8 protein-coding genes are annotated in these 12,127 nt (G+C 46.3%); 3 read left to right on the top strand and 5 right to left on the bottom strand.

Going from position 1 to position 12,127, the window contains the following annotated elements; translation table 11 throughout:
- The first annotated feature begins 620 nt into the window (after positions 1-620).
- Complete coding sequence (locus tag QUB14_RS27010; RefSeq protein WP_333221105.1) at positions 621-1,364, top strand: hypothetical protein; 744 nt, start codon at positions 621-623, stop codon at positions 1,362-1,364.
- A 179-nt stretch (positions 1,365-1,543) separates the two neighbouring features.
- Here QUB14_RS27010 and glmU read toward each other — a convergent pair whose 3' ends face one another.
- Positions 1,544-2,932, bottom strand: coding sequence for a bifunctional UDP-N-acetylglucosamine diphosphorylase/glucosamine-1-phosphate N-acetyltransferase GlmU (glmU, locus tag QUB14_RS27005; protein WP_333221107.1), 1,389 nt, complete (start codon positions 2,930-2,932; stop codon positions 1,544-1,546).
- A gap of 625 nt (positions 2,933-3,557) precedes the next feature.
- Here glmU and QUB14_RS27000 point away from each other — a divergent pair.
- Positions 3,558-4,544 (top strand): hypothetical protein, encoded by a 987-nt coding sequence (locus QUB14_RS27000; RefSeq protein WP_333221109.1) that lies wholly within the window; start codon positions 3,558-3,560, stop codon positions 4,542-4,544.
- 25 nt (positions 4,545-4,569) lie between these two features.
- Positions 4,570-5,394 carry a sulfurtransferase gene (locus QUB14_RS26995; protein ID WP_333221111.1) on the top strand — a complete coding sequence of 275 codons (825 nt, stop codon included), beginning with the start codon at positions 4,570-4,572 and terminating at the stop codon, positions 5,392-5,394.
- A 364-nt stretch (positions 5,395-5,758) separates the two neighbouring features.
- Here the strand turns inward: QUB14_RS26995 and QUB14_RS26990 are convergent, their stop codons facing one another.
- The 4 genes from QUB14_RS26990 to QUB14_RS26975 all read right to left on the bottom strand — a co-directional run bounded on the left by QUB14_RS26990 (position 5,759) and on the right by QUB14_RS26975 (position 12,032).
- Positions 5,759-7,231, bottom strand: a complete 1,473-nt coding sequence (locus tag QUB14_RS26990) for an MBOAT family protein (RefSeq protein WP_333221113.1) — start codon at positions 7,229-7,231, stop codon at positions 5,759-5,761.
- A gap of 601 nt (positions 7,232-7,832) precedes the next feature.
- Entirely contained in the window at positions 7,833-9,389 is a 1,557-nt protein-coding gene (locus tag QUB14_RS26985) for an ATP-binding protein (protein ID WP_333221115.1), read from the bottom strand.
- Between the two features lie 99 nt (positions 9,390-9,488).
- Entirely contained in the window at positions 9,489-10,763 is a 1,275-nt protein-coding gene (gene iscB, locus QUB14_RS26980) for an RNA-guided endonuclease IscB (RefSeq protein ID WP_333221117.1), read from the bottom strand.
- Positions 10,764-10,979: 216 nt separating this feature from the next.
- Positions 10,980-12,032, bottom strand: a complete 1,053-nt coding sequence (locus QUB14_RS26975; protein ID WP_333221119.1) for an ATP-binding SpoIIE family protein phosphatase — start codon at positions 12,030-12,032, stop codon at positions 10,980-10,982.
- Positions 12,033-12,127: the final 95 nt, after the last annotated feature.

Raw genomic sequence — 12,127 nt, 5'->3', positions numbered from 1 at the left:
GAGGTACTGGAATCATAATGAACCCTCCTGTATTTATTGTTTTAAGCACTGCATAGCCCTTAACTGAACCGTATTGACATATGGACAGCTATACCTGCTACCAGGTGCATTTGCTAATGAATGCGGGACATTCCATATGTTTAAGCGGTAGCTTGAATCGGGAAGAGCAACAAAAAATGGCTGATTTGATTCGCAGCTACCTCGACGGGCGATCGCACTGAATCAACATACTTGCTTGCCTTGCGATCGCTTCGGTAATTCTTTTCTAAATCTCCTTCGCGATTACTCGAATTATCTCTATTAGCCGTCGATTGTGAAGATTATGTAAAGCTCGGCTGCGGCACTTAAAGACGGTAAAACCCTGGGGATGCCGAGCTATGTCAACTGGCGATCGCCCAAGTCAATAACCCAAGATAAATGACAGAAAGCTATCTCAAACGCAGCCGCAAGTAGAGTCGTGACATTTGTTGTCAGTCAGGAATTTTAGTGCTAATCTATTAGCAAAATAAAAGGGGTCATGGCAAAGGACGACTTCAAATAATATATAAGTTAACAATTCGGCTCATCCGGGTCAGGAAGTCGATCTGTAGCCTCATTTGGGGAATCAAAAGGCGAGATAAATGAAAATAATCAAGCAAACAGCAAGTGAATTAATAATTCAGACTCAAAGCATATTTGATTTTTGGTTGGCTAGTTGTTTATTCATAGCCCTTGGACTGTTCGGGCTGGCTTTTGATTATCATAAAGCAACCCTGAGCTGCCAGCGATTGCAGGCAAAACAAGGCAGTTGCCAGATTGTGCGATCGAATTTACTGGGATCGAACATCAAAGAAATTGAGCTTGCTTCTTTGCGGGGAGCTAAAGTTCAAAGATGCGGTTATAAAACCAGAGTTGTACTTTTGACTTCTGTTGGCAATGTTCCTTTCACTGCTAACTCCACTAATTGGGGAACCCAAGACGCTGTTGCTTCTGACATTAATTTTTTTGTTAAAAATGCAAAAAATCGATTGCTGCGCTTAAGCCAAGACGAGCGCTGGTTGGGATGGACAGGAGGCATATTTTTGCTCGCAGCAGCCGCAGTGATCGTCTTGAGAAATAATGAAACCTTCAGCTTCGATGCAACTTTAAACACCTTGAGTGTTAAACACCGAGGTTTGTGGGCCAGTACCGTAATTCAATACTCTCTGTGCGAGATTTATGGAGTGGAAGTCCATCAAACAAAAGATCTGGATAAAGACATTTGGTACGAAGTTAGACTGTTAGTTTGTGGAGGCTCTCGCATCTCCCTACCCCGCACTATGAGTCCCTACGAGCAAGAAAAAATCGCCAAAGCGATTAACAACTATCTGCACCAGCAAAAATAAAAAAAATAGCCGATCGCGATCAACCCGATTTCTCAAGGTTGGGGACTTACGCAGAAACCGGGTATTTTGCCAAAATCTCTCCTAGGGCGCCATCGCCCCCCTTATAAAAACGCCGTTTCTGTGGTCTCGAATGCGAAACTCGCGGGTGGCAACTCATCATCTAAAAAGTGAACAATCGTTCACTTCTTAGGTTCTTTCAACTTCCAACCTGGTTTGACAACTTGCCGGGAACGGGCAATTACTAAACAATCATTCGGCACATCTTCTGTCACCACAGAACCCGCCGCTACAGTAACATCTTCCCCCAAAGTTATCGGTGCAACCAGCACGCTGTTAGAACCCGTTTTACTCCGATCGCCTATTTGAGTTTTGTGCTTGTTTTTTCCGTCATAATTTGCCGTAATTGTCCCAGCACCGATGTTGACTTTTTCTCCCAAAGTCGCGTCGCCTAAATAAGACAAGTGAGCGACATTAGTTCGATCGCCTATTTGAGTATTTTTCAATTCTACAAAATTGCCGACGCGGCAGTTCGCCCCAATTTCTGCGTGTCCCCGCAAGTGTGCGTAAGGGCCAATCCGCGAATTTTCAGCAACCATGCTGTCAGAAACCACCGAATAAAGCACAGTCACATTTTCGCCAATTTGACTGTTTTCGATCAAACTGCCGGGGCCGATGCGACTCCCAGAGGCGATCGAAGTGTTTCCCCGCAAGTGAGTTTGCGGTTCAATTACCACATCCGGCTGCAACTCTACTGTATCGTCAATGGTGATGCTGTTGGGATCGAGCAGCGTCACTCCCGCCGTCATCCACTTGTCCTTTACCCGCGTTTGCAAAATATCGCAAGCTGTGGCTAAATGTTTGCGATCGTTAATTCCCAATATTTCTTGATAATCTTCTACATCCACCGCCATCACCGGGCTGAGGAAATTTACCGTATCAGTTAGGTAATATTCTTTTTGGTCATTATCTGCCTTCAATTCTGGCAAAATTTTCTCTAAATCCGGCCAATGAAAGCAGTAAACACCTGCATTAATGCGGTGATTTTGCTTTTGAGCTTGTGTGCAGTCGCGGTCTTCGACAATTTGCTGGACTAAGTTTTGACTGTCGGTAAATACTCGGCCGTACCCTTGAGGATTAGGTAAATTAGCTGTCAATAAAGTAGCAGAGTTTTGGTGCTGTTTGTGAATTGCCATCAATTGTTTGATAGTTTCTGCCCTCAGCAAAGGTACATCCCCATTTAAGACCAGCAAGTCTCCTTGAAATCCCTCTAAGTGAGGCAGCAATTGTTGGATGGCATGGCCGGTGCCCAATTGTTCAGTTTGTTCTACAAATTCTAGGGGAGGAGACTGAAGATTTTTCCCTGATATTTCTTGACCTCGAATCAGGGATTCTTTAACGAGTTCGCCTCGATAACCGACGATGACAAGTCGCCTGGTAATTTGAATTTGTTGACAACTTTGGAGGACTCGCTCAACTAGCGATCGACCGCCTAATTCGTGTAGAACTTTGGGCAAGTCAGATTTCATGCGCGTGCCGCGTCCCGCCGCTAAAATTGCTATTGCTACCATTGTGCGATCGAGTTATTTGCTATAAAAACTTGAATATTGACTAACTGATGATATCACTCGCTGTCCGCCGATGGCACTGCGATCGCACAAATTTTTCCTCTAAAATTTCTCATCTGGCATCCGCGCGATCGAGGATTTTTCCAGGCGGATGCTGGTTGTAGGGGCGATGCTTGCAATATCTGGACTGGCGCGCCCGGTATCAAAAACCTGGTTGCAGCAGTATTTGGCGGCTGAGCAAGACGGCTTGCATTCCTCAGTACAAACCTGAGTTCGTTTGGGAGTCAGGACTGCGAGTCTTTTCCCAAGGGCTGGGAGGGGGAGCGAGAGTGATAATTTGCGTCTTTGGGCTGGAATTTGCCACGATACATTATACTATTTGTTGAATTTCAGTTAGGGTGTTTTCAACTTTAAAAAAATTATTTCTGACTTTTTCATTAATTCTGCCTTCTATAGCAACCGCGCCCGAAGGTTAAGACGTTCTTAATTGCTGAAACATGAGCTATCATATTGCTTCTGACTTCTCTGCTAAATAACTAAAGCCTTCTGACTTCTTCCATCCGTTACATCTGTTACGTAATCCGTTACCGAACTTCCTTCTACCTTCTGCATTATCAGGTGTCCAGCTATGACAGAGCTTAATTTTCAGGAACTTGCCAAGCAGGGAAACCCGGAGGCGATCGCCTCTTGGCTAAACAGCCAGTTGCAATCTGAAGGCATCACAGCCTCCGCGAATCTCGACGGCGACTGTTTGGATGTAATTCTTGAGGCCGAGCAGGTACCCATAGAAAATACATTAGTTGATTTTGTCCGCACCGAGCTGACGAATTTGCAGCCGGATTCGGTTCGTAAAGTGAAGGTTGAGGGCCGAGAAAGCGGTCAGATTGCTGCTGCTTGGAGTCAAGAGTTTAGTTTGGAGAACAGCAATTTTGAACCACAGAGCTTTGGGGGAGAATCTGTGCCAAATACTGCGGTTGCTAATATGGACGATCGCACAGAGATGGAGAACAATTTTGAGGAGGAGGAAAAACCGCCGGAACTTGCTGCATTTGAGAACCGACTGCGATCGACTTTCATTGTAGTCGGGCTAGTAACGGGTATGTTGGCGATCGCCGTGGTGGCGTTTGTCGGTAAAATTTTGAACCAGCCAGCAGCAACTGCGGGGGACAATCCCGATGAAACAGCAAATTTAGCAACTGCACCAGATACTTTTCGAGAAGCCGTTAACAGCGCACTCAAAGCAGCAGAATTAGGCCGAGCGGCAAAAACCAAGGAAGATTGGACTACAGTTACCGATCGTTGGCAGGAAGCCGTCTCATTAATGAGAAGAGTACCAGTCTCTAGCCCCAACCATCAACTAGCTCAAGCAAAAGTAATCGAGTATCAGAAATATCTGCTTTACGCTCAAGAAGCAGCAGTAACTCCCCCTCTGCCAGCTCCAACTCCCGCACCAGCCGAAAAATCACCTGCGGAAAAAGCAACTCCTAAAAAATCAAATTCGCCCAAAGAAAGTCCGGAAAAAGCAACCCCTAAAAAATCAAATTTTGAAAATAGATCTTCCGAAAAATCTCCTTCCGACAAAGCAGAACCAGAGAAAAAATCTCCTTCTAGATAATGTTAAAATATAGATTTGAAAAATTATGACTGACAACACTTTAATCGTTTCTCCTGAATGGTTAGCCACCAATACCGACAATCCACAAGTTGTAATCATTGACTGTCGGTTTTCCCTTGCCGACCCTGAATTGGGACAAAAACAATATCAAGAAAGTCACATCCCGGGAGCTTTCTATTTAGATTTAAACCGCGATCTTGCGAGTTCAGTGGGCAAACACGGCGGTAGACATCCGCTGCCAAATATTGAAGAATTAGCTGAGAAGTTGAGCGCGATCGGCATTAATTCACCTGAAACTTTAGTCGTCGCCTATGACGATTCACGGCTGGCTTTTGCCGCTCGTTTGTGGTGGCTGCTGCGATATATGGGACACAGCAAAGTCGCTTTGTTAGACGGCGGTTTCAGCGGCTGGAAAGCGGCGGGCTATCCGGTAACAAATATTTGGCCAGAACCCCGGGAGGGTAAATTTGTGACCCACTTGCAGCAGGATTTGGCGGTAGATATTGAAGCGGTAAAAGAGCGTAAAGACTTGCCGGGAAAGGTTTTGGTTGATTCGCGAGAAAGCGAGAGATATGAAGGTTTGCGGGAGCCGATCGACCCCATTGCAGGTCACATTCCGGGTGCGGTTAACTATCCTTGGCAAGGGGTGACGGATGAAACTGGAAAAGTGCGATCGGCATCCGAACAAAAACAGCGGTGGACGGAATTAGAAAAAGCCGAAGAAATTATTGTTTATTGCGGTTCCGGGGTGACGGCTTGCGTTAATTTACTGTCTTTAGAAATCGCCGGAATTCCCGATGCTAAACTTTATGTCGGTAGCTGGAGTGACTGGTGTTCTTATCAGTTATAGGGTGAACTCCTCGATATGATTGTTGACTGTTGACTGTTGACTGTTGACTGTTGACTGTTGACTGTGAGTTGTATGGTAGCCGGCATTCGTGTCAAATTAACGTTAAACCCTCAGTCCGGCAGCGGTTGAAACAAGAGCCTCAAAGCGAAATTCCTCGCTATGAGGACTAATGAGTTCTTCAGTCATCTTTGAGAGGACTTTAGCTATGAGACAGGGAATTCATTCCCTGGCGGACTGTTGGGTGAGCGAGAGGACTGGCGAACTAAAAGCTTAAGTTGACACTAATAGGTAGCTGGGAATCACTTCCGCGCCCATCAATGTAGTTGTAGGGTGCGCTGCACCTTACGGCGAATTAAATAATAGCCTAAAAATCAAAATAAATATAAGGCAAACCCCCTTCGGGAGCCAACACCCAAACCGCATACAAACAAAGCGGCACTAACACCAATTTCAGCGGCCAATTTAACTCCAATTTCAAACCCCGACTCAACGCATAATTCCCCACCATCGCCGCCGCCAAAGCCGCCAACATCCAAGTTAAATGCACTCTTTCCAAACCCAAAGCTTCGCCATAAACTTTCTCAGCAAACTGCACGTCAGCAGTGTGTCCCCACAAATGCGAAATCACCCATCCCGAATCCTTTAAATCGGGAAGGCGGAAAAATATCCAACTAGCAAAAACCATCGCCTGAGTCAACAGCCAACCGCTCGCAATACCGATCGGATTTTCCCACAAAAACTCGATCCGCAACCGCTTAAACAGCACATCAGTCAGCCTGTGAACCGCCAAAGCCAAACCGTGTAAACCTCCCCACACAATAAATCCCCAAGCGGCCCCGTGCCAAATTCCCGCAATTAACATGACAATCGACAAATTCAGACAAGTGCGCCACAAACCGACTCGCGAACCGCCCAAAGGAAAATACAAATAATTGCGTAGCCAATCGCCTAAAGTCATGTGCCAGCGCCGCCAAAAATCAGCTATGCTGGCACTAAAATAAGGAAAATCAAAATTTGGTGGCAAATACCAACCCAGCAGCAAAGCAGTACCCCGCGCCATGTCAACATAGCCACTAAAATCGAGATAAAGTTGCAGCCCGTAAGCAAAAATAGCCAGCCACAAATCCTCGCTACCCGCCCGCTGCAAGTTGGTAAAGCTTAAATCGGCATAAATTCCCAAGTTATCTGCGAAAAGACCTTTTTTTACTGCACCAAAGGCGATCGTCCAAAGTCCCTCAGAAATGCGATCGGGCGTCGGGAATTGCTGGGTTTTCAGTTGATAGATCAAGTTGTGATACCGAGTAATCGGGCCGGAAATCAGTTTGGGAAAAAACAACTTATAAGCAGCAAAGTGCAGCAGCGAAGTAGCAGCAGGCGCGCCTCGGTACACGTCAATCAAATAAGCAATGCACTCAAAGCAAAAGAAACTCAATCCCAGGGGTGCGATGACGTGACTTTTCACCCAGTCAGCCCCGTCGATAGCTAAAGGCCAATTGAACAAAGTGCCGATCGAACTCAATAAAAAAGGCACATACTTAAACCCCAGAAGCAGCAACACATTCAGGCAGATGCCTATCCACAGCAGCAACAAACGGCGGCGGTTCCAAGATTCATTAGCAATCCGCCAATCCAGAGGTTCCCCAATCGCCATCCCCAAGCAGTAATTAAACAAAGCACCGACTAACAGCAGAGGAATGTACCAAATTTGCAGCGAAGCGTAAAAAATCAAACTGCCCGCCAACATGATGAAAAGCCGCCACCACCGCAGCGGAACCAACCAGTAAGCCGCGAACAAAACTAACAAAAACAGGGCATATTGAAGGGAGATGAAAGTCATACCATTTTAGATTTTAGATTTTAGATTTTAGATTTTAGATTTCGGAATTGGGAATGGCTGATTTTGTATGGGTTTGGATTACGCGCCTAAAGTTGCATTCTTTTTATTAATCGAGACTTTGCTAAGAACGAGATTTATCATGGATTTTAGCCGATCGCCGACACGAAAATAGGCCCTCGGTAAGTTCCTACTATATAGTCGGCCACTGAGAACTGCTACATTTTACAGCACAGAGGTTAAATCCTGTTGCAAATTAAATAAATCTTGCCTGCGATAAATTAATTCTCTTACGAACAATATAAAATGCGCTGAAAAAAATATAATTAGGTTCGCAGCATCGAACTTCAGTTCTCAAAAGCTACAAGGCCTGATATTGTTTCCCTTTGCATCGGAATAATATTTTTCACCGTGCATTCCTAGCATCCCGCACAGAAAAAAAGTGATGTAACCCAAAATGTTTTGAATTCATCACGATGGCAGGTATTTGACAATTAGTCCGATCGCATTTCCACCCTTCCCAAACCTCAAATTCGGTCAGATCCGGTATCACAATGTCGATAAAAATTGCTTGCGGTTGCTCAAGGAGCAGTCGCACCCACCATCAGCGCCGTTGGCGACCTATATCGCAGTACAATGAATTGGTGGCAATTTTTTCAGCAAATACCGAAAAACTATCTTCATCCTCCCCAATCAAAACTTTGGCTGCTGAATCCGCCGCTGGCGATGCCCCGGAACCGCGCAAGCTACGAGAATTTGCGCTTGCTACCGATATTTCATCTCCCTTAGCAGGGGACATTTCCAAAGGGTTTTCTTCCTCTCCCGGATACAGAATCGGCAGTGTAACAAAAAAAGTCGAACCCACTCCGGGTGAACTTGTGATTTCAATGCTTCCTCCCAGAAATTCCGCCAGTTTTTTGCACAGAGACAATCCCAATCCCGTGCCTTTGACGCCATTCTGCAAGGGGTTTTCGAGTTGGACAAATTCTTCAAAAATCCGCCTTTGGTCGGCTGGGGGAATGCCGATGCCCGTATCTGCTACTGAAAAAGTAACTGTTCCCTCCTCTCCTATTTCCGCAGCAACTCGAACTTCACCTGCTTCGGTAAATTTGAGGGCATTAGAAATCAGATTTCGCAAAATCTGAGAAACTTTTCCCTCGTCGGTTGTAAGGATTGGAAGTTCGAGAGGATCTTCAAAAATTATAGAAACGGCAGAGTTTTGGGGAACCAGGGGGCGCATCATTCCTCGCAGCGCGCTGAACAAATCTTCGACTTCAAAATCAGCAACGCGAACAGTTAGTTTTCCGGCTTCTACTTTGGCTAAATCTAACGAGTCGTTGACAAGTTCTGCGAGAGACTCGGCGGATTTGTAAATGTAATTTACTTGCTTGTCCTGTTCGGGGGAAAGTTCTCCGTCGAGGCGATTTAACAATATTTCGGAAAGGCTCATAATGGCCGTTAGTGGAGTGCGAAACTCGTGGCTCATATTAGAGAGAAAGCTGGTTTTGAGTTCGCTGGCGCGCCGGAGAGATTCGGCCTTATCGTTCAATTCAGCGTAAAGTGCCAGGACTCCGCGATTGGTATCTTCTAGTTGTTGATTTAATTGTACGAGTTCTTCTTGACGCTGGCGGAGTTCGTCTAAAGTGCGTAGTAATTCTTGATTTTGCTGCTGAATTTCGGCATAGGGATCTTCGGGAATTTGGCGCGCTAGTTTGTCAACTAATTGATTTAGTTCGATCGCACTCAGCGCGGGCATATGTTTGGAAAACTGTTTAATTAATTGTACAGCCGTTCCGCGAGCGGGCCGAGAGTCGATTTTCACTTCGTCCATCAACCGTTTCGCTGCTGCTAAACCGAGTCCCGCGCCGGTTTGCGATCGAAAATTGGGGCTTAACACAGCGGGTAAATCAGCAATTCCCGGCCCCGTGTCGGAAATCCGAGTCCGAAAAATTTGGGGCGATTCCCCTTCCACAATGAATTCTACTTTGCCACCGCCGGCATATTTGAAAGCATTGCGGGCAATTTCGGAAACTGCTGTGGCGATGCGGGTTTGTACTTGGGAATCGAATCCCAGCCCTTTAGCAATTTGGCGAGCTCTTTGGCGTACTTGTACGATGTCTTGTTCAAAGCGGACTTCCGTCGTCAGGATTGGGTAACTCACGCTGCTTTTCACCAAAACCTCCGAGAAACCTCTGGCTTCAGACATGGGGAGGGATAAGAGTGGTTGTTGAGGGGGTTCGATGCCCCCTCAACAGCCAAATCAATAGCTATAGTTGTAACCATCTTTTTTATGGATTGGTGTGCAGTATTTGTGACTAATGCCCGTAACTCTTCCCGTGACCGTAGCGATATCGAAACTACCAGTTGCCCGACAAAGAACCCGCCCAACGTAAAAGCCGATTTTCTTTCCAGAGGTAACGGTTGCTTTAACGAGATCGCCTGTTTGAAAACCTTTGTGAATCTGGACTCTTGTACGGTGACGAATTGGAAAACCAAATTTATTAGTACCGCACATTTGGCGAGTCCCATGCCCTGCTGATTTAATCAACAACGGCTGCAAGGTCAAAACTTCTAATGTCGGAGTGTCACCAACACAGGCGGCATCAAGCCAATGGGTTTTGGGAAGCCCTAACCGAGTCCGATTGAACTTTGTTTTGCCTCCAGATCCGGTACTGACAGGTAAACCCGTTGTTCTCAAGGCATTGAATAAAGCCCATCGCGTAGCGTTAACCACTGCTGCATCTTTTAAGGGTACTTTACTCTGTGCCAATACCCTCTTTAAAATGTCAACTTTACCAGAGAGGAAATCTTTAATGTCTTGATTACCTTTCCACTGATTGCACGGATGGCAAGCCAAAGCCAGGTTAGAAACCCTATCAGAGCCACCTTTAGAGCGTGGGTGGATATGCTCGACCTCTAGCTTTGTATCTTTTGCACCGCAGTAAACGCACTGACGATTGAACTTATTGAGCAAATACTCTTTCACCTCGTAACCCTGTAGTTCTCCCTGCTGATATTCGACACCACTAATCTCAGGATTCTGCATCAATTGTAAGTCAAATCTGACCAATTCCTGAACCAGTGAACCTACGGGAGCATAGCGAGAAATACGGTTAACCCAGGTCTGTATCGTATCTACTCGATGTTGCAAGCTGGGCGCTAACCAACCTTCATGACGAGTGCGATTTAGAAATCGGGCTTTACGATACCGGGTTTTACGGTTACGTCGCGCTCTCCGTAATTGACGGCGTGACAATAAAGCATGTTTGATGGCTGAGCCTCTATGAGTCAACTCTGCTGCCCAAATCAGCTTGTCATTTTTAAGTAAAGCAATGCCCGTTACTTTGCTGCCAGGATCTAATTTTAAAGTTAGACATTGTGGAGTATTTTGAACTTCCTTTGTGATAATGATGGTGAACGGGTATCGGCGAAAGACAGTAGCCTTTCTTGCTTTAAGTAATGACCGTGCCATCCCTGGCGTACAGGGTGTTAGCGGTTTGCGATTGGTATCTAAAACTAGGATTTGGTTAGACATTATTGCGTCTCTTCTGATTTCTCGTAACGTTAGCTTCGCCAAGGTTTTCAAGGCTTGTTAGGTTAATTGCACTTCCTTAACCCCGCTAAAGATGTTTAACAATCAACGATATTGGCAACAAACTAGCTACGCATTTGTCGGTATCGTGACCTTGAAAACGTAGACTTGTGGTTAAGTCTTAGGCTGGTCAGGTTCGGGATTGCTTGCTTGGGATCGTTAGAGCCGAACAGTTTGCAATCCCCTAGCTTTAGCTATGGGGTTCCTGACCTTGGCTACTATAACTGTCATGTCATCGCGAGTGCGTTTGAAGTCCCGGTAGAGCACGGCTGCGATTAAAGCAGGATGTCTGGAGGCTAAACCCGGGTAGCGGTTTAAATTCCACTGCGCCGCCAAACCGTCAGAGTGCATGATGAGTAGGGACTGCTGCGACCAAGGATAGACAAATTCTGCTACTTTTCGCATCATATGTCCAACTGTGCCGTTGTAGGAAACCATGCTGCGGCTTTGGTTATCTGTGACAACTACACCGCTGATGTTGCCAATTCCGGCAAAACAAATTGTTTGTTGGGTAGGATCTATTTGGGCGATCGCCGCAGCCGCTCCTCTGGTATTTTTTAAAGCAGCGTGCGCCTTCTCTAAAATTGCTTTCGGCCCGAGTTTGGCATTTTCCTCAAATACGCGCACTGCTTCGCGAGACGCTTCCTCCGCCAAATCCCCGTAGCCGAGCCCGTCTGCCACTAAAATCAGGTTTTTGTCAAGGTGATTTTCTGTCGCCCATGAATCGCCGCAAATTTGCTCTCCTGCTTTCGGTAAGTGGATCGCCCCAAATTCCAAGTAATTGCTGTTTTGGAAGGCTTCCCGGCTATTTTGGGTCGGTTCCAGCCGCGCTAATAAGGCTGTCCCGAGTTTTGGTACAGAATGAATATCAAAAAAAGTAGAGAGGCGTTTAATTGCCCCCAGTCCTGTTCCAGGGCTTCCCGCTGTAGAAAAACCGTCCCGCAGACACAGCGCGACATTTGCCATGCCCTGCCCCCGGTCTAGCGCTACTATTTCAATGCTATATCCTGCCGTTGTTTTTAATGTTCGCAGCAAAAGTTCTCCTTCGCGGGCGTGCTTGACCACGTTTTTTGCTGCTTCGGTGGTAACAATTGCCACTTTACCGCGATCGGTCTCGTTAAATCCGACTTCGGTCGCGAGGGCGACTGCGATTCGGCGCGCTTCTCCCACTTGACTTTCTTCTGTTACGGGCAGGGCTACGGCATCTATCATTTTTTATCAGCTCTAATCAGGTTGAGTCGAGGGAGGATATTATTCCCCGCCCCTCTCGGTTAGATCCGGACGTGCGATTTTCACCGCATCCGGCT

Source organism: Microcoleus sp. B3-D2 (assembly GCF_036705345.1).
GTDB lineage: Bacteria > Cyanobacteriota > Cyanobacteriia > Cyanobacteriales > Microcoleaceae > Microcoleus.
Note: the sequence above shows the minus strand (reverse complement) of the source record. Positions and strands in the feature narration are given on the sequence as shown.

Excerpts from the sequence above, each read along its gene's own strand:
- QUB14_RS27010 (WP_333221105.1), top strand. The coding sequence starts at position 621 with ATGAAAATAATCAAGCAAACAGCAAGTGAATTAATAATTCAGACTCAA.
- glmU (WP_333221107.1), bottom strand. The coding sequence starts at position 2,932 with ATGGTAGCAATAGCAATTTTAGCGGCGGGACGCGGCACGCGCATGAAA.
- QUB14_RS27000 (WP_333221109.1), top strand. The coding sequence starts at position 3,558 with ATGACAGAGCTTAATTTTCAGGAACTTGCCAAGCAGGGAAACCCGGAG.
- QUB14_RS26995 (WP_333221111.1), top strand. The coding sequence starts at position 4,570 with ATGACTGACAACACTTTAATCGTTTCTCCTGAATGGTTAGCCACCAAT.
- QUB14_RS26990 (WP_333221113.1), bottom strand. The coding sequence starts at position 7,231 with ATGACTTTCATCTCCCTTCAATATGCCCTGTTTTTGTTAGTTTTGTTC.
- iscB (WP_333221117.1), bottom strand. The coding sequence starts at position 10,763 with ATGTCTAACCAAATCCTAGTTTTAGATACCAATCGCAAACCGCTAACA.
- QUB14_RS26975 (WP_333221119.1), bottom strand. The coding sequence starts at position 12,032 with ATGATAGATGCCGTAGCCCTGCCCGTAACAGAAGAAAGTCAAGTGGGA.